Source organism: Candidatus Pristimantibacillus lignocellulolyticus, assembly GCA_023639215.1.
Classification (GTDB): Bacteria; Bacillota; Bacilli; order Paenibacillales; family Paenibacillaceae; genus Pristimantibacillus; species Pristimantibacillus lignocellulolyticus.
On the sequence record CP097899.1, the window covers coordinates 2,336,349 to 2,358,671 of the forward strand.

General features: G+C 40.7%; 17 protein-coding genes. 15 read left to right on the plus strand and 2 right to left on the minus strand.

The window, feature by feature from the left end; genetic code table 11:
• Window positions 1–14: 14 nt before the first annotated feature.
• From NAG76_09935 to NAG76_09970, 8 genes are all read left to right on the plus strand, one after another.
• Window positions 15–179 carry a hypothetical protein gene (locus NAG76_09935; protein ID URN96509.1) on the plus strand — a complete coding sequence of 55 codons (165 nt, stop codon included), beginning with the start codon at window positions 15–17 and terminating at the stop codon, window positions 177–179.
• 236 nt (window positions 180–415) lie between these two features.
• The gene (locus NAG76_09940; protein ID URN96510.1) at window positions 416–604 is read left to right on the plus strand and encodes a hypothetical protein; all 189 of its coding nucleotides are present in this window, start codon (window positions 416–418) and stop codon (window positions 602–604) included.
• A 447-nt stretch (window positions 605–1,051) separates the two neighbouring features.
• Entirely contained in the window at window positions 1,052–1,828 is a 777-nt protein-coding gene (map, locus tag NAG76_09945; GenBank protein ID URN96511.1) for a type I methionyl aminopeptidase, read from the plus strand.
• 264 nt (window positions 1,829–2,092) lie between these two features.
• Entirely contained in the window at window positions 2,093–2,890 is a 798-nt protein-coding gene (locus NAG76_09950; GenBank protein ID URN96512.1) for a hypothetical protein, read from the plus strand.
• 139 nt (window positions 2,891–3,029) lie between these two features.
• A complete protein-coding gene (locus tag NAG76_09955; protein ID URN96513.1) occupies window positions 3,030–3,764 on the plus strand; it encodes a hypothetical protein in 735 nt (244 codons plus the stop codon).
• A gap of 248 nt (window positions 3,765–4,012) precedes the next feature.
• Window positions 4,013–4,876, plus strand: coding sequence for a sulfurtransferase (locus tag NAG76_09960; protein URN96514.1), 864 nt, complete (start codon window positions 4,013–4,015; stop codon window positions 4,874–4,876).
• Window positions 4,877–5,393: 517 nt separating this feature from the next.
• Window positions 5,394–5,720 carry a DUF5713 family protein gene (locus NAG76_09965; GenBank protein URN96515.1) on the plus strand — a complete coding sequence of 109 codons (327 nt, stop codon included), beginning with the start codon at window positions 5,394–5,396 and terminating at the stop codon, window positions 5,718–5,720.
• Window positions 5,721–5,940: 220 nt separating this feature from the next.
• Window positions 5,941–6,537 carry an Imm51 family immunity protein gene (locus tag NAG76_09970; GenBank protein URN96516.1) on the plus strand — a complete coding sequence of 199 codons (597 nt, stop codon included), beginning with the start codon at window positions 5,941–5,943 and terminating at the stop codon, window positions 6,535–6,537.
• Window positions 6,538–7,127: 590 nt separating this feature from the next.
• Here the strand turns inward: NAG76_09970 and NAG76_09975 are convergent.
• Window positions 7,128–7,868: a hypothetical protein gene (locus NAG76_09975; protein URN96517.1), complete on the minus strand. Its 741-nt coding sequence runs from the start codon at window positions 7,866–7,868 to the stop codon at window positions 7,128–7,130.
• 273 nt (window positions 7,869–8,141) lie between these two features.
• Here NAG76_09975 and NAG76_09980 point away from each other — a divergent pair, with 273 nt between their 5' ends.
• Window positions 8,142–8,735: a DJ-1/PfpI family protein gene (locus tag NAG76_09980; protein ID URN96518.1), complete on the plus strand. Its 594-nt coding sequence runs from the start codon at window positions 8,142–8,144 to the stop codon at window positions 8,733–8,735.
• A 123-nt stretch (window positions 8,736–8,858) separates the two neighbouring features.
• On the opposite strand, the gene secA2 is transcribed toward NAG76_09980, so the two are convergent.
• Window positions 8,859–11,135, minus strand: coding sequence for an accessory Sec system translocase SecA2 (secA2, locus tag NAG76_09985; GenBank protein ID URN96519.1), 2,277 nt, complete (start codon window positions 11,133–11,135; stop codon window positions 8,859–8,861).
• A gap of 699 nt (window positions 11,136–11,834) precedes the next feature.
• Between secA2 and NAG76_09990 the strand changes: the two genes are divergently transcribed.
• From NAG76_09990 to NAG76_10015, 6 genes are all read left to right on the plus strand, one after another.
• Window positions 11,835–12,596 carry an IclR family transcriptional regulator gene (locus NAG76_09990; protein URN96520.1) on the plus strand — a complete coding sequence of 254 codons (762 nt, stop codon included), beginning with the start codon at window positions 11,835–11,837 and terminating at the stop codon, window positions 12,594–12,596.
• A 77-nt stretch (window positions 12,597–12,673) separates the two neighbouring features.
• Window positions 12,674–13,549, plus strand: a complete 876-nt coding sequence (locus tag NAG76_09995; GenBank protein ID URN96521.1) for a fumarylacetoacetate hydrolase family protein — start codon at window positions 12,674–12,676, stop codon at window positions 13,547–13,549.
• 47 nt (window positions 13,550–13,596) lie between these two features.
• Window positions 13,597–15,060: an aldehyde dehydrogenase family protein gene (locus NAG76_10000; GenBank protein ID URN96522.1), complete on the plus strand. Its 1,464-nt coding sequence runs from the start codon at window positions 13,597–13,599 to the stop codon at window positions 15,058–15,060.
• A 59-nt stretch (window positions 15,061–15,119) separates the two neighbouring features.
• Complete coding sequence (locus NAG76_10005; GenBank protein ID URN96523.1) at window positions 15,120–17,129, plus strand: YjhG/YagF family D-xylonate dehydratase; 2,010 nt, start codon at window positions 15,120–15,122, stop codon at window positions 17,127–17,129.
• Window positions 17,129–18,703, plus strand: coding sequence for a glycoside hydrolase family 43 protein (locus tag NAG76_10010; GenBank protein ID URN96524.1), 1,575 nt, complete (start codon window positions 17,129–17,131; stop codon window positions 18,701–18,703). Before NAG76_10005 ends, NAG76_10010 begins: the two co-directional genes overlap by 1 nt.
• Window positions 18,704–19,430: 727 nt before the next feature.
• Window positions 19,431–22,250 carry a cohesin domain-containing protein gene (locus NAG76_10015; GenBank protein URN96525.1) on the plus strand — a complete coding sequence of 940 codons (2,820 nt, stop codon included), beginning with the start codon at window positions 19,431–19,433 and terminating at the stop codon, window positions 22,248–22,250.
• Window positions 22,251–22,323 lie beyond the last annotated feature (73 nt).

Genomic DNA, 22,323 nt, shown 5'->3' on the forward strand with positions numbered 1-22,323 from the left:
AGGAGGAGGTTGAGTTGTGGCAAAATGTAGCTGCGCTAGTATTATTAACTTTTGGTGTAGTTGTAGCAATAATAATTGTAATTATTTATTTGCGTATGTATAGAAAGCCAAGGGAATCGCAAGAAACAGGTCATGATTCGACCTCCTTTGAACATTCTAGTGATGATGAACAAGTCTAATGAAGAGAATAATATTAGCTTTTAAATATCAATAAAATATTCTAATCATTGAACTACTTCTATATTGTTATCTGAAATGTTATAATAGTAAGAAAATTGAAACATTTGACCTAATCGCCGTGGAATGAATGACACCTAAGGGGGAACAAGAGCCGGAACGAAGGCGACAACTTCCTGTTGTTGTTCTCGAGTAGTACTATAGGACCGACCATCCATTGTATAAGGGAGGAGATTTCATGGCAAAGCACAGCCAAAATGAAGTCAAGGAAAGCCTGAAGGAATTGACGAGAATTTTCCAACCTAAGGACCCAAGGAAATTTGTTAAAGAGTATGTCCGTAAGTATCGTATTACTGGCGGCTATGAAGATGAATTAACCTCATTAGTTGAGGATGAACTTGGAAGAATGAACTCTTCGGCAGTGTAGGTCAAATATATGAGAAAGAGTCTGATGAGCTTTATACTTCAGGCTCTTTTTTTGCGTTCACAATGTACATTGATATGAACGCCCATCGTAGGAGACTTTAGGACATGCTTCGACACGAAATGAGAATGAAGCGAAGGTTCGTGGAATATATTTAAGGGAAGAGACGTTGCGTTAAGTATGCTTCGCTTCGAGAACAAATTGCTGTTCCACTCGCCGTTGTCCTCGGATTTATTGTAATAAGTAAATTGGAATAAATCCGAGGACAAAAACGACCGCTATCGCTGTTCCACTAGCAATTAGCTCTCTCCGCTGCGAAGCAAAGTCAGTGGTGGTAGTTGAGAAAAGAATGAAAACAGAAAAAAGAGTTGTTGTTCATACGAGTACAAAGGGAGATAGTATCATGCTACGAATTAACTTTTCATACCGAAAAGTTTTAGGAGGGTGTTAATGATGCAGTCGATTGTTCCGAAGACGGACGCGGAGATTAGACGAATTGCGAGAGCAGGTAAAATCGTTGCAGGTTGTCATAAAGCATTGGCTGATAAATGTGTCCCAGGAGCAACAACAGAGTCGATTGATCGATTCGTCGATTGGTATATGGTTGAACATGGCGCATATCCTGCACAAAAGGGCCATAAAGGTTACCCATTTGCGAGTTGTACCTCAGTAAATGAAGTAGCCTGTCATGGATTTCCTAGTTCCTATAAGCTCAAAAAGGGAGATATTATTACTGTTGATATCGTTGCAGATTATAAAGGATGGAAGGCGGATTCGGCATGGACGTACATGATTGGAGAAGTTTCACCCCAAGTCAGGCAGTTAGTTAAAGCGTCAAAGGCTGCTTTTCGTGCAGGTCTTGCCCAAGCAGTAGTTGGCAATGATATTTCAGCTATAGGTTCTGCAATAGAACAACGAGCAGAAAAAGATGGATTTCATGTCATAGGTTCATTTATCGGGCATGGTATTGGTAAGGAGTTACATGAGCCTCCACATGTTCATCATGTACGAACCCGAGCATCTGGAATTAAGCTTGAAGAAGGGATGGTTATTACGATAGAGCCGATTCTATCTGTAGGATCACCGCAAATATATATTGCACATGATGGATGGACAGCAAGAACTGTTGATCATTCGTTAACCTCACAATTTGAGCATACGGTCGCCATTACGAAAGCTGGGCCGAAAATATTAACGAAGTTAGGTAGCACAAAACGTAAAACGTAATGTAATGGAAAATAGCATCAATACATTTCAAAAAAACGTCAATTAGCAAATATTAACCAGTGGGATCTTAAAATCTCACTGCTTAGTAGCTAATTGGCGTTTTTATAATGAAAAAGAGAACATAGCATAAATACGAGAAAAACAAATTAATTTAAATTAAGTTAATTTTATATATAATTACTATATATTGGAGTTTTAGGGTTTGAATGAATTTGATTATATTAAGCGAATAAAATGCCTTTAAGATAGGAGGAGAAGAGTCAATTGTTTATTATCAAAAGATACTCATTCAGTATTACATTATGTTTGTTAATAGCTGGTTGTAATGTAGAAGTTAATGAAGAGATTACTAATCAACATCCTACTCAGCAAATTGTAGAAGATACTGAAACACCATTAGTACTAGAAGAATCTGTTGATCAAGGTTCAATAGTAGATCCACAAGTGCTTTATCTTGATATCCCAGTTACATACACAGATTATATTATACCTATAGAGCTTCCTCTTATAGATATTGATGAAGCGATGCTAACAGTCAGTAAACAGCCGATTGGTGATGCTGTCATTGTTATATATTCAATGGGGGAAGAGGACCAGCAATTATACGCATATGTTGAATATAACAATAAAACTTATGAATTGGGTCCAATTGGATACGGAACTACCAATAATGTAGATTATGAATATGCTACGGTAGATGCATTATCACAATCGTGGATTAAAGTAAGTGGAGCTTTAGGAGCTAATGCACCTCATATATATTATATTGATATTAATAAGGACACGCCTACTGCAATTGTCATTAGTGCACATGCTCGGGAATTTGATCTAGATGGTGATGGGATCCAAGAAATTGTTACTTCTATTGGTACAATTCCTTATACCACTATATATTCTATAGAAGACAAACAGATCGTAGTTAAGGATTTGAATAAATTAATGAATGCATTAGTCGTTTCCTATGATGACGTGGAAAATAACTTTGTTGTTCAATTTCAAATAGCCGAATCGACTTCAAGATGGATCTTAGAAAAAGACTTCTTAAAACAAATAGAAGATTAATCGTGGTTACTTAGGTAGATCTACATATTATCATTATTAATGAACATGTAATTTATAGTGGGGGTCGGGCAAATTGTCGTTAATGCGTAGCATTTGTATGCTGAGTATTACATTTATTGTTTTACTAGCGGGATGTAGCATGGAAGGTAATACACAAATGACTAATACACAACTACCAAAGTTAATAGCCGATGATACGAGCAATCAAGTAGAGTTTGAAAAACCACGTATTATTGATTCAATGGCAGAGACAGATGTGACATACGATACTATTCCAATTAATTATTCAAAATATATATCGGCTACAGAACTCCCCTTAATAGAACTAGAAGAAGAGATGACACCTATAATTAAGCAACCTATTGAAAATACGGTTATCGTCATTTATTCATGGGGAGAACAATTACAATTAAATGCTTATATGGAGTATGAGAATCAAACTTATGATTTAGGTGCTATAGGTTATGGGAAAGTTAATAATAGAGACTACCAATATTCTGTTGTGGAAGCGCTATCTACCTCATGGATTAAAGTGAGCGGATCAGTAGGAGCTAATGCTCATCATACGCTATACATCAATATTTCGAAGGAAAAACCAGTCGCTCTAACTATTAGTTCACCGACGAAAGAGTTTGATGTGGATGGAGATGGAAGCAATGACATTGTAGCTTCCGTAGGTAGTCCTACTTATACATCTATTTATACATTGAATGATCAGCAGATTGGGGTAGTAAATTTTAATGAATTGTTCAATGCTTTTTTAGTTCGCTATGATGATATTCAAAATAATTTTGTTGTTCAATTTGAAACTGCTCAACCGATTACACATTGGAAATTAGATGATAAATCGCTTATACAGATGAAAGAAGAATGAGAAGATTAATCATGATCGTTCTATTGCATACATACAATATAAAAGCTAGTACACCATTAATTAATGGAGTAAACTAAATGCATTATAGTGAGTTAACAAAAAGTTAGGCTTATGCTTACGAAGTAACTTTTTGTTACAGGAAGCATCTCAAGAAGTATTACAAAAAGTTTTAGCTTATGCTTTCGAAGCAACTTTTTGTTTGCAGGAAGCATTATAGTAAGCTAACAAAAAGTTTTAGGAGGAGCAATATGTCATATTTTATTAGTCAGCAAAGGTTGCAACAACAGTTAGAAGCTCAAGCATCAGGTGACGCCAAGCTTGTTATTGTAGATGTTAGATATGATTTATCTGATGAAGATGCAGGAGAATTCGCTTATCGTGAAGGTCATATTGATGGAGCACATTATGCCAATCTAAGCCATGATCTATCTAGCGGGAAACGACCAGATGGAGTAGGTGGAAGACATCCACTACCTGATCCACAAACGGTTGCACAATTCTTTAGTTCAATTGGTATTACAACTGGATCCATTGTTGTAGCGTATGATGATCAGGGTGGTGCGATGGCTTCACGACTTCGTTGGTTATTGCAATGGATAGGTTTTGATGGAGAGGTATATGTGCTAGAAGGTGGGTTCAAGTCTTGGAAAGAAGCTGGACATGCAGTTAGTACTGAAATTCCTGATCGAGTAGAAGGATGCCACTTACCTGTAGTATTGAATGACAGTATACTTGTCGATCAACAATATGTTCAAAGTAAAATTGGTGTTGCTGGGACAGTAATTATAGATTCTCGAGATGGTGCGAGATATCGTGGTGAAGTAGAGCCACTCGATAAAGCTGCTGGGCATGTACCCTCTGCAGTCAATTATTTTTGGCAAGAAGGTAAAAATACTGATGGATTGTGGAAAAATGCTGAAGAACAAGCAGAACGATTTTCAGCGATAGATAAGAATGCTGAAGTAATCGTCTACTGTGGATCAGGAGTAACAGCTACACCGAATTTCTTCGCATTGCAAGAAGCGGGATATAACAATGTGAAGCTTTATGCTGGTAGCTGGAGTGATTGGAGCGCTAATGCAGAAAATCCGATTGCGGTGGGTGTGGAATAGGGGTTGAAAGCTGTATAGCAATATATAAGATTTGAATACATCGCATTGTAGGCTAAGTGCCTCGGGCGGTGTATTTTTTATACTCGAAGTTAACAAGGAGTAAAGCTTAGCTCACAATGAATACCGGTACCCCCTCTTACGAGTGATATTCGGTCCAATTTTCAGACATTTCCTGCAAAAGAACGAAGTAAAAGAACTATCAATAGCGGTATTACAAGCCAAATGCCATGCCAAGCGTATTTTCTTCTGGCTGATCCTTTAGCACGACGTGGAATAAACTTTCCTCTAGATGGGCCACTATAGTAACCTCTTGGTCACCGATTTGAACCTAATTAAAGATAGCACAACGGTCCTTACTTAATCCGAAAGAGTAGAGCCCTATTGCTCAAAATCATCAATCGTATGAGGCATACTTATATAAAAAGACAATAGAACGTGCTTTTCCTTATAATTGACGTGTAAAAAGTAATTCTGGTATAATTTTCCTGAAATACTAATGTCATTGGAGGAATATTTCATGAAAAAACTAGATTTTGACTTTGAATATTTAAAAGATATGTATATTGATGGATACTTTCCTGATTTTCTAGTGGATAAAGTCAAAGCTGAACTAGTTAAAGTTGTTGAATTTTTAGAACAAGGTAATCAAGATATCGAAGAGATTCAATCTAAGCTTAATATTGCCATCAATGCAATCAATGATCTTGCAGAAGAGTTTGACGAAAATGACAGTGAAATTGAAACAGTAGGCAGAGAATCGATTGCACAAACTGTTGAAGATATTTTAGCCTTTTTTGGAATCGAAATAGACACAGAAGTAGCAATTCGTGAACGTGATTGGTAGTTTATTGGGGAAATTTAATGCTATTGAAATCATAATTTAATTAAGGTTAGAGGAGAGAATACAAAGATGGATCATGATCTATTGGATCAGCTCACTTGTTTGCATAACGAGGACGATTATGAGGGAATCATTAACAAAATTATGGGGATACCCGAAGAAGAAAGGGACTATGACTTAATTTGCCATTTAGGAAGAGCATTGAATAATCACGATAATTATAATGAAGGCTATCAAATGTTTTTTATCTGTGCAAGAGCAAGGTGAGCACGACCCTCTTTGGCATTTTCGAATAGGATATGCTTATTATTACCTTAAACAGTATAAGGAAGCGATCGTTGCTTTTAAACAATCTGTAGCACTAGATCCTGAAGATTCACAAGCCAGCATGTTTTTAGAAATGAGTCGGAATGCCGCTAGTAAAGCAGGAAATGAAACCATACATATCATGAACATTGAACAAGATGAGGATTTGTTAGAGGTTGAAGAAAAAATAATCCCATTTCAGCTAGTTGCGCATAGTGATGGAAGCATATCATTGATTTTAAATGTTGGAGAATATAAGCATGAAATTTTTCAAACACGAACCGAAGAAGGATTTGAGGGCAATGGCTATGATTGGGGTTCATTAGCAGCCGTATTTCTAAAAGAAAAAATGCCTCACTTAGTTGATATCTTACGATTTGATCCAGAAGCCGGTATGTTCGCTGCATATACAAACAATAAAGAAGCCATACTAAGTTTTGCAATCTCCTTTAGGGAAGCGTGTGAAGATGACTCATTAATGAAAGACCTATTTTCAAGAGCAGTATTAGATTGATTGAAAATATCAAAGTATATTAATATTCATTGTTGCATCGAAATGAAAAAATTATCTATCGGAATTTATATCTAAAAGTAATTTGCCACCTGAAATATAAATTTACTTTATCATTATGATACACTAACACAACCGCGGTCGACGTAACGGCAGCTGCCTTACTTTTCAATATCCCAGAGGCTTATACGGCGGCATTATCATTATTGACTGCGCCTTTTATCGTAACCGAGGCTCAATGCGTATAGCATTCACCGATATTAAGCAGAACTCTGAACCCGATTATAAAGATATTCTAGCTTCTCGTCTGACCAGCTTAAAGATCCATGAGCATACCGAATTAAAAATTGAAATCTACTTAGAAAACCTCACCCAAATTAAAATGACTTCCATAATACCTTAATAAGGTTTTGGACAAGAGATTTAAGAAGCCAACTACTAAGAACTTCTTAAAATTTAGAAGTTGGTAGTATCTTACTTGAATTGAAAGAAAAGAAAACTTTGATCCAATGTTATATCTAGGTATGTAAATAAGTCAAAAATGTACAATGCCTTGTATATTTTTGACTTGATGATAAAGAATTAGTTTATCACTAACATTTGTATTTGAAATTTGGCTCTGTCTGAATATAAAAAGCATTTCTTACTTGTGCACACCAATTTGCAAAGGCCGATCTCCATTCAGGAGTGTTAAAGAATTGCTCAACAGATTGAGTTTCAGAATGCCATACTATAAACAGGTTGAGTGGGGCAATTCCTCCCGCCCAAATCCCATTATTTAAGTCGGTATCTTCTTCCCTGACTAATAATAAGGGTAGACCAAATTGGAAAGCCATTGAGGGCTCAACTTGTGAATAAACGGAGCCTGTCCAGAATGGAGTGGAGGGTGGAGGGGGACCTACATTGACATCAACAGTTTGAATTTCAAAACGTCGAAGGTTTAATGCTAGCATTCCATAGCTTGATGAAACTAACCGACGAATATCAGTTAAAATGGATTCGGGATAACTTTCGCTTAAAGGTAACGTACGTGGAAAAAGCAAAGCATTTTCAATTTCTATAATTAGGCGGTTTAGAAATCGTTGTTGGTTATTATTTAAATGAGTTGTCGTACTTAAAAATATGGGAATACGATAAGCGCGGTCCATACACTCTTGGTGTGCAGATTCTATTTTTGCATGTTCTTTACCTAAAGAACGATACCCGCTATTACTAACTTTTTCTTCATCCTTGCGTGTAGACTTATATCGACTCACGCTCTCTTTATTCTTACGTATAGACTTATATTGATTTACTCTCTCTTTATTCTTGCGTATAGTTTTATATTGATTCATTTTCTTACCTCCTTAGCTTATTAGTATATGGAAAATAAATAAGTAAGCTTGGACTTTACTTCAGTTCTTGAAAATTCAGTCACTTTACCTAACCATTTTTAGAGAGAACGTTAACGTGGAGACAAATAGCCCTCCATATAGGCAGGTTTGTACGACGTTATATTGCGTAATTTGACATCATCCCCCCGTTCTTAAGAACCATTGACGGAGCTTAAATATTATCCTTATAATTTAAATCGATGTTAAATAAATCCAAAATTGGGAGGGTGTAAAATGTCCAAACGCGTACTTATTCTGACCGGAGACGGTGCAGAGGTTTTGGAGGTTTATTATCCATTCTATCGGGTGAAGGAAGAGGGCTACGAGGCGGTGATCGCTTCGCCAAGGAAGAAGACATTGAACACCGTATGTCACGACTTCATCGAAGGATGGGATACTTATACGGAGAAGCCAGCTCATCTACTACCGTCTGATATAGCCTTTGCGGACGTAGAGCCTGCTGACTACGATGCCTTGATCATTCCAGGCGGACGGGCTCCTGAGTTCATCCGCAATGATCAAGACCTTCCAAGAATTGTCCAGCACTTTCTGGAAGCGGATAAGCCTATAGGAGCGATTTGTCATGGTGCTCAGGTATTTTTAGCACTGCCCGATCGTTCTTACTTCAAAGACAGAAAGTTAACGGCATACAATGCGTGTAAGCTGGAAGTCGAATCACTGGGCGCAGAATATGCAAGTGAGACACTTCATGTGGATGGAAATTTAGTATCGGGTCACGCATGGCCTGATTTACCTGGATTTATGCGTGAATTTCTAAAACTACTTGAACGGACATCGAACAAGGAACTAACCTCAACCACGAAATAATTGTTAATATAACGAAAATACCAGTGCTCTTCAAGCACTGGTATTTCTCACGAATAGCAGTAAAAAAGACACCGCGAGGTATCTTATTTTTTGCATATGTGCACCTAGACAAGCTAAGCTACATCAAAATTTCTCCCACCCGAATGCCCTCCCCAGAATCTTGCGAATCCAATATGCGATTATCGTCTCTGGGGACCGATTGCTGGCTTTCTTCTGAATGTATTGATCGTTGATAATATAAGTCCTAGTGGAAGGAGGGTTCTTCAGTCCAAACTTTTTCCACATCGCAGGATCATTCGAACCTCCAAGCCTTGCGAGCATATTCGCCGACTCTCTATTTATTTGAGCTGAAATATGCTCGTATGCTTCAATAATTTGCGTATGAAATTCATCGATTGGATTACGATTAGCTAGACTCTCCAAATGGATGCCTTCGCGAATGTAAGAAGCATATGCCAGATGCTCAGCCCAGAACTTGTCGATATAAAAAAGCCGTACCCGTTGCTCCGAGGGGCTCATCGGTGTCTCGCCTTTTAAAATTCCAAGCCGCTCTTTATATAGAATACGTCTCTGATCCTCCACCATATCCGAATAACCGTTCAGTTCCTGGCGAATATGGAGGTTTTGGCCCATAATAACACGCTGAATATGTACGATTTTGCTGCGGAGCACTGACTCATTGAGAACCTCATCCTGCCTAAGATTGCGAATTGCTTTATTAATGCCGAACCGAAGGATCAAGTCGTCCTCCAAACTTACGAAAAATACGGAAGCACCCGGGTCGCCTTGACGGCCAGAACGTCCGCGCAGTTGGTCGTCGATCCTCACACTTTCGTTCACATACGTACCAATCACGTATAACCCGCCAAGTTTAGCGACAAGGTCTGCTTGCGTGTGGTCACCGCCGCCGAGTCGAATGTCAACGCCACGTCCCGCCATATTTGTAGACACCGTTACGGCGCCGATTTCTCCCGCTTTTGCGATGATCTCGGCTTCTTTTGCGTCGTTTTTCGCATTTAAAACATGGCAAGGTACGTCGGCAATCGCTAGCGCATCCGCCAGCATGACAGACTCCCCGACACTTGACGTACCAATGAGAATCGGACGTCCTGTTGCATGAATAGTCGAGATTTCTTGTACTAACGCCTTAAATTTCGCTTCTTTATGAGTATAAATGCGGTGCGGATGGTCGATTCGTATGTTTGGTCGGTTCGGCGGAATTTGCACGACCTGAAGCTCATAACCATCTTTGAATTCTATTGCAGAAACATGCGCGGTAGCCGTCATTCCGCAAATCTTAGAATATAGGCTAAGGAAATGCTGAAGGGTAATCGTCCCGAGAATTTCCCCGCCGGCTTTCGACTGCAGCCCTTCTTTAGCTGCAAGCGCGGATTGCAGCCCGTCAGGCAAATGCCTGTTCTCCGCCACCCGGCCAGTATATTCGTCAATCAGCTTGATTTGACCATCCCGGACGATGTAATCAACGTCTTTTTTCAATAACGATTCCGCATGCAAAGCGCAGTTTAACGACATTAACAAATGACTATTATGGCTTTCGTACAAATTACCGCACCCCAGTAGCAATTCTGCTTTGGCAGAGCCCACTTCATTTAAATAAACGTTACGTTTAAACTCATCGAAGTCATAATCCACATCTCGCTTGAACTGCCTAGCCACTTCTGCGAAACGAATGTCGACGTTACTGGTAAAACCCTGCTCGCCTGCGATGACTAGCGGCACTCGCGCCTCGTCGATTAGCAGTGAATCTGCTTCGTCGACGATAACATAATGGAAAGGACGATGTACGGTATCAGCTTCGTTTAGTGCGATCGTGTCACGCAAATAATCGAATCCCGCCTCTTTGGCCGTAACATAGGTTATATCCGCTGCATATGCTTCCCGTTTCTCGGACAAGCTCATGCCCGCTTGAACCGAGTTTACCGTTAACCCGAGGAAACGATAGATAGGTCCCATCCACTCCGCATCTCGATGTGCCAAATAATCGTTAAAAGTAAGCACATGAACGCCTTCGCCGGTTAGTGCATTTAGATATGCAGGCATAACAGCAGATAGCGTTTTTCCTTCGCCTGTATGCTGCTCGACCAAAAAAGACTCGTGCAAAGCGATGGCTGCCATGATCTGGACATCGTAAGGCTTTAATCCGAGCGTTCTCTTCGCTGTCTCGCAGACCAGTGCATAGGCTTCAACAAGTAGCTCGTCCAAAGGAGTATCTGATTTTGCTTTCTTTTTCAGCCGGAGAGATTCAGCTTGCAGCTGCTTTTGGTCCCATGAATCCAAATTCCGTTTCCTTATGAGCTCTACTTTGTCCCGATAGACTTTCAGCTTATGTGAGGTAACGTCGTTTACGATTTTTTGCATCAATTTGGCGACTAAATTCATAGCAATTAGATCCCTCCTTAGTAGAAATGCACTTAGTTTTGAATAAGATTTTCTTTGACCCGCAGCCTATCAAGTTTAGATATACTGTATTAATTTGAATTTATTGTAATTTACGAATTGCAAAATGTATACATTATATTACATTTAGTAGACTGTCATAGTCATTGATAAGCAAAAAGAAGACCGCGACAATTTCTCCTCTATTAATACAGTTAGTACAAGTTAAGGAAGAGACATTGATCCAATGTTCACCGTAAAGAAGAATGGCAACACTGATTTATAGGAGTGAATGGAGTATTACAGGAATATTTAAAAGAATGATTCACTGCTTTTCGTACTATATATAAATGGTGTTTGGAACTACAGCCAACTCTAATTTACCTCCAGTTGTTAACCGTACACTTTCGTAATGCTTGGCATCGCAAGTGAAACCCTCTCTCCTTAGGAAGGATGCAGTCGCTACTATGTGCTAGCATTGGTTTTCGAAGCATCTTTGCAGGGACGAAGTTATATAGACTTTACTTCCATTCTTTAAACTCTTTGACTTTGACCTTTCATTAAGCACATATTACGTTTGATTATCATTAAATCAAATTTGTCTATATACAAAAATAATAATTCTGCTAAACTTAACTATGAAAAATGCAGAACTAGGTTTTATATTATAAAACTTTATAGAGAGGAGAGCTTCAGCTTATTATGCCAATTATTCAAGCTATTGATCGTGCTTTAAAGATTATTGATTTATTCGACGAACAACAAACAGAGTTGAAAATTACAGAAATAAGTGAACAAATGTCTCTTCATAAAAGTACTGTTCACTCTTTATTGAAAACACTCCAATTGCATGGCTATATTCAACAGGACGAACAAAACGGAAAGTATCGCCTTGGTATGAGGTTTGCCGAGAAGGGGCAGTTATTTCTAAATCAGTTAGATTTACGGGATTTTGTACGTCCTTCCTTAAAAAAGTTATCTTCTTCTACGGGTCAAACAACACATTTGGTTACGCTAGAAAAAAATGAAGGTCTTTATATCGATAAGGTTGAAGGGGAGAAGGCTGCAATTCGTTATTCTCGTATTGGTAGAAGAGTACCCCTTTACACTAGTGCTGCGGGTAAAGTGCTAGCTGCATTTCAGAAACAGCCATTACGCCAACATTTAGTTATGTCCATTACGTTCGAGCAGAAGACGGAAAATACAATTCTTAATGCAAAAACCTATGAACAAGAATTAGAAACAGCCATTATTAATGGCTATGCAATTGATAATGAGGAGAATGAAGTAGGGGTTAGATGCGCCGCGGTTCCTATATTCAATCATAATGGTGAAATTCAGGGTGCTATTAGTTTATCGACGATGGTAGCATCGGTTGGAGATGAAGAATTGCAGGTATTTATTCAGCAGCTGAAACAGTCTGCGGATGAAATATCAGTAAAACTAGGCTATAGAGCGAAATAAATAGAATCTTGCAAAGCATAAAATCTAACTATTTAACGAAACACAGTTTTATATTATAAAACAAAAGGGGTAATAAGATGAGAATTATTCGTTATGTAGAAGAAGGAATAGTGAAAATAGGTTCAATTTCTGATGATTTATATTTATGTGAATTGGATGTACATGACGCGATGGACGTATTTGATCAAGCGCAGAAAGCAGGTCTATCCGCATTAAACTATATTGTTGCTGATCGTGAAGGAAAGGAAATTAAACAGGTGAATTGGGATGAGTTGGAGATCACTTTACCTTTGGATGCTCCAGAAGTATGGGCGGCAGGTGTAACTTATGGTCGTAGTAAGGAAGCAAGAAATTACGAGGCAACGGATGGCAAGCTAAATGAATTGACCTTTTACGATAAAGTATATGATGCAGAGAGACCAGAGCTATTTATGAAGTCAACTGCAGCTAGGACGGTAGGACCAGGTCAGGATGTATGCATCCGCAATGATTCTAATTGGCAGGTCCCTGAACCAGAGCTTGGACTTGTACTGAGTTCTTCAGGTGAAATTGTTGGTTATATCGTTGGAAATGATATGAGTTCGCGTGATATTGAGGGAGAAAATCCATTGTATCTACCGCAAGCAAAAGTTTGGCGCCAATCATGTTCAATTGGTCCAGCAATACGAATTGCTGAAACAGTAGGCAATCCTTACTCACTAGAAATGACTTTGCGTATTTATCGGGATGGTCAAATGGTTGTGGAAGAATCAGCGAATACATCGCAATTGAAGCGAAAGCTTGAAGAGCTAGTATCGTTTCTAATTAGAGACAACGTGGTCTTTAATGGGACGGTATTGCTTACGGGGACGTGTATAGTTCCGCCAAACCAATTTACTCTTATAGAGAATGATGTGATAGAAATTGATATTGAGAGCATTGGTAAGCTAGTGAATAGAGTGGCAAGAGCTTAATTATCTCTGTAAGAGGTAGCTTATTATTCGATATGGAGGAGTTTAAAATGACAAAAACAACTGAGCAAGTATATGGGAATTATGTTAATGGGGCATGGCAACTGCCTCAACAGGATGAAAGACAAAAAAGCATAAATCCAGCTAATCGAAATGAAGTAGTTGGCTGGTTGCCGAAAGCGACAAGTTCCCAGTTAGATGAAGCAGTCCAAGCTGCTGTCAATGCGAAGCAGGCATGGAGAAAGTTAGCAGGTGTGGAGCGAGGTAATTATTTATTCAAGGTAGCGAATATTTTAGAAGCTAGACTTGATGAAGTGGCAGAGTCGATGACGAGAGAAATGGGAAAAACATTCCCAGAAGCAAAGGGAGAGACAGCTAGGGGCGTTGCTATTCTTCGCTATTATGCTGGAGAAGGAATGAGAAAAGTAGGTGATGTCATTCCAGCCTCTGATGCTGAAGCTTTAATGTTTACAACGAGAACTCCACTCGGTGTTGTAGGTGTTATTTCTCCGTGGAATTTCCCAGTTGCTATTCCGATCTGGAAAATTGCTCCTGCATTAATATATGGGAATACGATTGTATGGAAGCCAGCAACTGAAACGGGTGTCACAGCTGCTAAAATTATGGAATGTTTCCACGATGCGAAGCTACCATCAGGGGTATTAAATATGATTATTGGAAGCGGTGCCACGATTGGTCAAGGAATTGCCGAGCATCGTCTAATAGATGGAGTTACCTTTACAGGCTCTAATAATGTTGGTAAGCAGGTTGGTCAGGCGGCACTTGCACGTGGTGCAAAATATCAACTTGAAATGGGTGGAAAAAATCCAATTATTATAGCTAATGATGCGGATATTGATCTAGCAGTAGAAGCTACTATTAGCGGAGGTCTGAAATCCACAGGTCAGAAATGTACAGCAACGAGTAAAGTCATTGTAGAAAAAGGAATTTATGATGAGTTTAAACAAAAGCTTGTAGAAAAAGTAGAACAGCTAAAAGTAGGCGATGGCATGGACGCTACAACATGGCTAGGTCCATGTGCCAACGAGAATCAGCACAATACGGTGCTACATTATATAGAGCAGGGTAAAAAGGAAGGTGCTACTCTATTAGTCGGTGGAGTCGTTCCGACCGATGAGAGCTTGAAGGATGGCTTCTTTGTAAAGCCTACTATTTTTGAACATGTCACTTTAGATATGAAGATTGCTAAGGAAGAAATTTTTGGACCGTTTCTAGCATTGATCGAGGTAGATAGCTTCGAAGAAGCAATTAGAGCTGCTAATGACTCCGAATTTGGCTTAAGTGCTTCAATTTATACACAAAATATTAGTAGAATGCTTTCCTTCATTCATGATATGGAGGCAGGTATGGTACGTGTAAATGCCGAAACAGCGGGTGTTGAATTACAGGCTCCATTTGGCGGAATGAAGCAATCTAGTTCCCATTCTCGTGAGCAGGGGCAAGCGGCAATTGAATTTTATACAGCAATCAAAACAGTATATATAAAAGGGTAATTGTCATTTGAGGTAGATAAATTGATCATTCGCTATATCGGTTAAGGAGGATTATCACTATGGGAATAGACGATATTATGGGTTCACCTACAGAGAAGCAATATCAATTGTTCACTCATGCAGCTGGGCCATCGGGAAAGCTGCCACTAACTCCAGAAATGCTGTTGCATTCACCAAGCGGCGATTTGTTCGGAATGTCACAAAATGTGGGAATGGGCTGGAAGCCAAGTAAATTGCTTGGTAAGCAAATGCTCATACTAGGCACGCAAGGCGGCATAAAGGATGAGCTAGGTCAGCCGATTGCACTTGGCTATCATACTGGGCATTGGGAAATTAGCGACTTAATGAAATCAGTTGCTAATGAAATCAATGAGAGTGGAGGAATACCGTTTGCTGGTTTTGTCAGCGATCCATGTGACGGAAGATCCCAAGGGACTACAGGGATGTTTGATTCCTTACCATATCGCAACGATGCAGCCATTGTGCTAAGAAGATTAATTCGATCTCTACCTCAGCGCGCAGCAGTCATTGGTGTGGGTACATGTGATAAAGGGTTACCAGCTATGATGCTTGCAATAGCAGGCTCACCTCAGCTTCCTGGTATTATTGTGCCTGGAGGTGTTACTCTTCCTCCAACATCAGGGGAAGATGCAGGTAAAATTCAGACGATTGGTGCAAGGTATGCCAATGGAGATTTGAGTCTAGAAGAAGCTGCTGACTTAGGATGTCGTGCCTGTGCAACACCAGGAGGAGGGTGTCAATTTCTGGGTACCGCTGGAACTGCCCAGGTTATTGCTGAAGCGATGGGACTGACTGTTCCTCATGCTGCTTTAGCACCATCTGGGCAAGAAATTTGGCATGAAATGGCTAGACAGTCTGCAAGAGCGGCTACTCAAATGGTGAGTAGTGGGCTCAAAACGAAAGATATACTTACGGACGATGCAATCTACAATGCAATGGTTGTCCATGCTGCATTCGGTGGTTCTACAAATCTACTATTGCATATTCCTGCAATTGCACATGCTGCAGGACTTCATATTCCAACAGTACAAGAATGGGCCGAAGTTAATCGTAAAGTTCCTAGACTTGTAAGTGTACTACCAAATGGCCCACATCCGCATACAACGGTACGTGCTTTTCTGGCAGGTGGCGTTCCAGAAGTGATGCTTCATCTTAGGAAACTAGGTGTATTGCGTGAGCATGCATTGACAGTAACAGGTCAAACTATTGGCGAAGTACTGGATTGGTGGGAGAAAAGTGAACGTAGAGTAGTTATGAAGCAAACGTTGATTAAATTAGATGGCGTACAGCCTGAAGAAGTCATCTTTGCTCCAGAGCAGGCAAAACTAGCAGGATTAACGTCAACGGTAACCTTCCCGCTTGGTAATATTGCACCTGAAGGATCTGTCATTAAGTCAACAGCGATTGATCCATCTAAAGTAAGTGCTGAAGGTATTTTTCATCATGTCGGTAGAGCAAAGGTATTTACAACAGAACGAGCAGCGATTACTGCAATTAAAAATAAAGGTATTGAAGCCGGAGATGTACTCGTATTGATCGGTCGTGGTCCCTCTGGTACAGGTATGGAGGAAACGTATCAGCTGACATCGGCATTAAAGCATTTATCTTTCGGTAAAGATGTTGCTCTAATTACGGATGCTCGTTTCTCTGGTGTATCGACAGGTGCATGCATCGGTCACATAGGACCAGAGGCATTGGCAGGAGGACCAGTTGGCAAGCTCAGAACGGGAGATTGGATCGATATTCGTATACAATTACGTACGCTGGAGGGTTCCATTCATATGGTTGGTGATGGTGAAGCTCCTGTGAGTATGGATGAGGGTACTACAATATTAGCACAAAGAGAAGCGCATCCCGAGTTAAGAGCAGATCCTGATCTGCCAGATGATACGAGATTGTGGGCAGCTCTGCAAGCAGCAAGTGGCGGTACATGGCGTGGCTGCATCTATGACGTAGAGCGTATCAAAGCTTTTCTTGATATTGGCATGCGCTCCGAGGAAGGTCAGCAATTATTACAATCCTACTTAGAAAGTGACGGTGTTTCATAATGAAAATTACAAATCCAATCCTGCCAGGGTTTCATCCCGACCCGTCTATTATTCGCGTAGAAGATGATTATTATATTGCAACGTCAACCTTTGAGTGGTTTCCTGGTGTTATCATTTACCATTCTAGGGACTTAGTAAATTATCGTCCATTAACGACTGTGCTGCGCTCTGCTTCTCAGCTAAATATGGTTGGAGATCTTGATTCTGGTGGGGTTTGGGCACCTTGTCTAAGCTATAGCAATGGGATTTATTATTTGATTTATACTGATGTAGTAAGCAGAATGGGTGCATTTAAAGATACACATAATTATATGGTTACAGCAACCGATATCATGGGACCGTGGTCCGAGCCTATTTATCTAAATAGCAGTGGTTTTGATCCATCGCTGTTTCATGATGATGATGGTAAGAAGTGGCTAGTCAATATGCTGTGGGATCATCGAAAAGGAACCAATTCCTTTGCTGGTATCGTATTGCAGCAATATTGCACTGAGCAGCAGCAATTGGTTGGTGAGCGTAAGCTAATCTTCAAGGGAACGGAATTGAGATTAACAGAAGCCCCTCATCTATACAAGCGAAATGGTTATTACTATCTTATTACGGCAGAGGGTGGCACTCAATATGAGCATGCTGTGACGTTAGCACGCGCAGAGCATATTGATGGTCCTTATATTGTATCACCGAATCATCCGATCTTAACTTCTATACATAAGCCAGAGATTGCGCTACAAAAGGCAGGCCACGGCTCACTAGTAGAAACGCAACACGGAGATTGGTATATGGTTCATTTGGTAGGTAGACCAACTGTAGATAAATATTGTACGTTAGGTAGAGAAACTGCGATTCAACGTATGAGCTGGACAGAGGATAATTGGCTGGAATTAGAAGGTGGCGGTAATGAACCAAAAGCCGAAGTTACTGCGCCGAACTTACCATTACACTCGTTTCCTGTGATACCTGAGTTAGATCATTTTGATGAGCAGGAGCTAGGGCTTCAATGGTGTTCACTACGTATTCCAACAGAATCAACATGGGTGTCATTAAACGAGAGAAGGGGATACTTGCGAATAAAAGGCCAGGAGTCGATGAGTTCCGTGCATCGGCAAAGTATTATTGCAAGAAGGCAGCAAGCTTTTAATTGCGAGATTGAAACAATAATTCAATTTGAACCCGAGCATTTTCAACAAATGGCAGGCTTGATTTTATATTATAATACAGCAGACTATGTGTATTTGCGAGTGACGCATCATGAGCAATTAGGTAAATGTCTAGGCATCGTTCAATCGGTCGAAGGAGTTTACGATGAATGCTTAACAAGTGATATCCCATTGCTAGCAAATACTGAATATCGATTAAAAGCAGTTATTCTTCGTGAAATGGTACAATTTTATTATGCAGCATTAGACGAGGAGTGGCAGCCAGTAGGGGAAGCGATTTCTATTGTTCACTTGTCTGATGAGTTTGGAAATTATATTCGTTTTACAGGTACTTTTTTAGGAATGTGTGCTCAGGACTTAAGCGGTATGAGAAAACATGCAGATTTTGATTACTTTATATACAAAGAATTAAGCTGACGTTTGCTTGTTAACAGCGCTGCGAACATACATGAAGAGCAAAACTAAAATCGATAAAAGTAAGGCGCTACTTAAAATACACTGCTTCCTATAGTCTGGATACTTGAAAAAAGTGTTCAGACTATAGGTGTTTTTTTATTAACCGAATGTATTGCAAGTGCAACATTTGGCAACAAATGTTGCAACAATATGAATTCAAAATAAAGCGAGCTCATATTAAACTCTATTTGTAAGCGCATACATCAAGTGCTTATTTCTAAAAATCAATCTATCCGCTGATCAAATTGTTTTTGTTAGTTTTAATTTTGACGGATATACGAAGGCATATGATATTGTTGGCTTTAAAAATTTTGTGCGATATTTGTTGGTGATGCAATTACATCCATTTCCTACACGTTATTTTTGACATTGCTTAGCATAGGCAATGTCCATCGTCTTATTTCTAATTGTATTAGCGATAGCGATCTTCCAAGTTACAGTAATGCAACGAAGAGAGTAGTGCTTACAATGACAAAAACCTCTGAAAAACAGTTATGGATTCTAGACATACTTTGTAGCATATAGTCGCCTCTGGCGCTGTCAAAGGCTAGAACACACTTAAGCCAAGTCATATCTATTATTATGCTGGGGGGGTGATTAGGTTCGTTTTCATTTTGTAGGCGATAGTCATGTTGTCAAACTGTAAGGAGTGGAAAAAATTCAAGGTGTAAGAGAGGAGTTGTAGGTAATGCGCAAAATAAGATCAGTTGTGGCTCTCATGGCTTGCTTTATTATGGTAACAGGTCTAATGGTATTCAACTTACCTGAGACCAAGGCGGCGGCAGCGCCAGAACCAAACGATACGTGGAGGCAGGTTGACCCTACTGAAGTCAAGATTGGAAAAAGCTATCTCATCGTGTCCGAACACGGCGCACTTGTTAACGCTCAAGCGATAATCAACACACCTGGCGACGTAACTGGCGACACTAATATTGGCATGGCATCTAAGCCCGTGACGATTGAAGACGGTTTCGTTACTTCCGAAGTGACGGATGACATGATCTGGCAGTTTGGCCTTGGCGCAAACAATGCGGCGGCATCTGGCGGACTTGGTGAAGGCAATGGCTACTATGTATTGAATAACGCTCCTGGCGCAGGCGGAGGCACGGAACCACTGAGAAGAGAATCAAGCTTCAACGCGCAGCATGCACCCCTCAACACGGTCGGTGCAGCCATCAATGGCAACCAGCAGAGCATGTTGCTGCATGTTTTGGATGAAGCGGAAGGCACAGTGTCAATGTACATTTGGGGCGGGAACAACCAGTGGAACTTTGCCCTGACGAGTACGGTGGACGGCTTTATTGCGAAGAGCAAGGCAGCGAACACGACGAGCGCGGCTCAACTGCTTCAGCAGATGCAGGAGTCACCGTCATTGCGACTATATGAACCAAACGTGACTGTCGGCACTCAGCACTACGTCATGGCGTCATCTGGCGAGAACGGCAGTATAAGCCCATCCTCCCTGGCAGGCCATGTTTGGGTAAATGATGGCGATGATGTGACCTTCACGTTACAACCAGCGTTCGGGTTTGAAGTTAACAAGGTTATGGTTAACGGCGTAGAAGTGGCTGTAACAGACAACACATACACAATAGAGAACGTAACATCAAGCGACACAAAGATCCACGTGACATTCAAGCCTGTTACAAACGCAGCGGATTTACCATTCACAGTGTATAACGACATATTCTCTGTCGGCAACGTCACTACAGCCGTCATCATCGATCTTGGCGATGACAACGCGGCAAACCTTGCCGATCTGAGTGCCGACATGTTCAAGGCGGCCGCAGTGAACACCAGGCTTGATGGCTCGACCATGATATTTGACGGCTTGCGCAAAATCACCAGAGTATATGTAAACAATGATCCTGAGCCGCTTGGCTACATATCGCCTGCACCAGGAACTGACAACCTCGTAACTGATATGCCTCTGAGCGGACGCTACATCATCGTTGAATTTGAGTTTTGGAATGCCAATGGTTATACATCTGGCGCAATGGTTTCAGGAAACTTGCAAAACGCATTCTCAACGCTCCTTAATTACCGCGTCAATGTGGATCGTGAGATCAGGTTGACAGACGGCTCCACCATAACTCCGAGATTCACTCAAGCAGCGGTAGTAAACCCAGCACTCGACAAGTTTGTCTCCGACAAAACGAACCCAGGCGAAACAAACAACATGGACATCCTAATTTCAATCGATGAATCATGGGAAGACAACGGTCCTCTCCCGTTGTTCATCTACAATCATGGCGGTGGCCGCGGCGGCCCTTCGGGGGACTACTTCGCCCCAATGCAAACCGCGAACGGTGCAGCAGTGCTTTCTAAGCTCCAACTGGATAACCCTGGAAAGTACAACGCTCATATCATAGCTACACAGAACCACACTAACAATCAGGCTAACAACGAGGCTCTTATGGCATACGTGGAGGGACTTGCTGCTGAGGGCAAAGTAGATCTGAGCAGAATCTACATGTCAGGCTTCTCGATGGGCAGCATGTACACAATTGGTTTCTATGAACGCAATCCTGAGTTCCTCGCAGCAATCGTTCCGCTTGCAGGGGGCACCTTGCCAAGCGTGGCACAGCTTACAGCGAACCCAGAACTTACAAAAACTTCGATATGGGCGCATACACATAAAAATGACGGCGCTGGTAATTCATGGACTTCGTATTTCACAACAGGCGCTGGCGCAAGCGGTTTATATTTAGAAGCTAACGTGAATGTTCTGGAAACCAACCAAGCTTTTAATTTCCCGTACTACGGCTTTGACTGGACACCGCACGAAACTGAAGCCCAAGTGTATAGCAACCTTCTTGGTCAATCAAACGCCAGCTTCAGGTATGGCCCAAGCCAAGAAGAGTACGCAGATAAGAACATTTTTGATTGGATGTTCGATCAGAATAGAAACTCGACTACTAGCTCAGCAACTTTGTCAGGTCCAGCTTTAGTGCAGTTTGGTGATACATTCGATGTGACCTACGGTCTTGAAAGCTTGAAACAAGAAGTGTATGCACAAGACATTACGATTGAGTACGATGCTGATAAGCTGGAGCTTATAGGTGAGCCAGTGTCTGTGGATACTGAGAAGTTTGTTATTGTAGAAACGGATAAGCAAGAAGGAATTATTCGGATACTCGGTATTCATTTGAATGAAAGCGCAAATAATCCAAATCAGGATTTCATTAAACTTAGCTTCAAAGCCAAGGCTACAGCAGGAATAGCAAATATTGAGGTGACGCAACTTTTGCTTGCCGATGGTGAAGGAGTAGAAGGGAACATAGATGGAAATACGCATTCAGTTGAGATTCGCAAACCTGTAGTACCAGGTGACGTCAATGATGACGATAGAGTAAGCGTTGGTGACTTGGCTCTACTTGCTAAAGCCTATGGTAAATCTTCTAGTAGTCCAGATTGGAATCTAGTGAAGCAGTACGACTTGAATAAAGATGGCACAATCGATATTGAAGACCTTGTTCAATTGGCTCGTCTCATTCTGAATAAATAATTTCTAATACAGCCCAAGGGTATCGTCTAAGCTTTATGCGGTCGATACCCTTGGATCTGTTCCTCTACTAACC

Bases quoted from the DNA above. Each gene is read 5' to 3' on its own strand.
- NAG76_10005 (URN96523.1), top strand. From the start codon at position 15,120: ATGGGAATAGACGATATTATGGGTTCACCTACAGAGAAGCAATATCAA.
- NAG76_09960 (URN96514.1), top strand. From the start codon at position 4,013: ATGTCATATTTTATTAGTCAGCAAAGGTTGCAACAACAGTTAGAAGCT.
- secA2 (URN96519.1), bottom strand. From the start codon at position 11,135: ATGAATTTAGTCGCCAAATTGATGCAAAAAATCGTAAACGACGTTACC.
- NAG76_09980 (URN96518.1), top strand. From the start codon at position 8,142: ATGTCCAAACGCGTACTTATTCTGACCGGAGACGGTGCAGAGGTTTTG.
- NAG76_09940 (URN96510.1), top strand. From the start codon at position 416: ATGGCAAAGCACAGCCAAAATGAAGTCAAGGAAAGCCTGAAGGAATTG.
- NAG76_09990 (URN96520.1), top strand. From the start codon at position 11,835: ATGCCAATTATTCAAGCTATTGATCGTGCTTTAAAGATTATTGATTTA.
- map (URN96511.1), top strand. From the start codon at position 1,052: ATGATGCAGTCGATTGTTCCGAAGACGGACGCGGAGATTAGACGAATT.
- NAG76_10010 (URN96524.1), top strand. From the start codon at position 17,129: ATGAAAATTACAAATCCAATCCTGCCAGGGTTTCATCCCGACCCGTCT.
- NAG76_10015 (URN96525.1), top strand. From the start codon at position 19,431: ATGCGCAAAATAAGATCAGTTGTGGCTCTCATGGCTTGCTTTATTATG.
- NAG76_10000 (URN96522.1), top strand. From the start codon at position 13,597: ATGACAAAAACAACTGAGCAAGTATATGGGAATTATGTTAATGGGGCA.
- NAG76_09955 (URN96513.1), top strand. From the start codon at position 3,030: ATGGAAGGTAATACACAAATGACTAATACACAACTACCAAAGTTAATA.
- NAG76_09965 (URN96515.1), top strand. From the start codon at position 5,394: ATGAAAAAACTAGATTTTGACTTTGAATATTTAAAAGATATGTATATT.
- NAG76_09970 (URN96516.1), top strand. From the start codon at position 5,941: ATGAAGGCTATCAAATGTTTTTTATCTGTGCAAGAGCAAGGTGAGCAC.
- NAG76_09995 (URN96521.1), top strand. From the start codon at position 12,674: ATGAGAATTATTCGTTATGTAGAAGAAGGAATAGTGAAAATAGGTTCA.
- NAG76_09975 (URN96517.1), bottom strand. From the start codon at position 7,868: ATGAATCAATATAAAACTATACGCAAGAATAAAGAGAGAGTAAATCAA.